A 528-nucleotide genomic window follows, 5' to 3' on the forward strand; every position below is an offset into this window, starting at 1 on the left:
ACAGGGTTTCAGCGGTGATCAGCACCAGAATCTCAGCCCGCGCCCGCGCCCGGGCCTTGGTCTTCCTGCCCGCAGCTGTGCCGCCGGCACGGCTGCCTTCGTTGCAGCTGCCTTCAATACCGCTGCCTTCGTCTCCGTTGTTCTCAGTACCGCTGCCTTCGTTACGGCTGTCTCCGTTACCGCTGGCATCCTCATCCCTGTCACCGTCGAGCAGGTCAGTGAGGATGTCAGCCCGCAACTGATCCACTCCCCGCGGTTCCCCGGCACCCTGCTCACCCCGCGCCGCAGTACTCAACTGCGTGAAAATCAGCTGGGCGCGGGCTGCCGGCAACAACGCCGACAACCAGGACATGCCGTCCTCATCCGGCACCAAACACACCCGCCGCGCCTCGAACGCACTCTCATGCCGGACCGGAATGGTCTCCGGATAGGTTTTCTCCCGCAACCGCCTGGCCTTCACCCGGAACTGCGACACTGTCTGCCCCGCCGCTGCCAGCTCCAGCAGATCCGCCTCAAAACCGGCCAGCT

Annotated in this window: 1 pseudogene; it reads right to left on the reverse strand. The window is 65.0% G+C overall.

Annotation, left to right across the window (positions count from 1 at the left end):
• A pseudogene (locus QMA10_RS17625) lies at positions 1–528 on the reverse strand (DUF222 domain-containing protein); the annotation flags it as partial.

The sequence above is a fragment of the Arthrobacter sp. APC 3897 genome (assembly GCF_030407495.1).
Classification (GTDB): domain Bacteria; phylum Actinomycetota; class Actinomycetes; order Actinomycetales; family Micrococcaceae; genus Arthrobacter_B.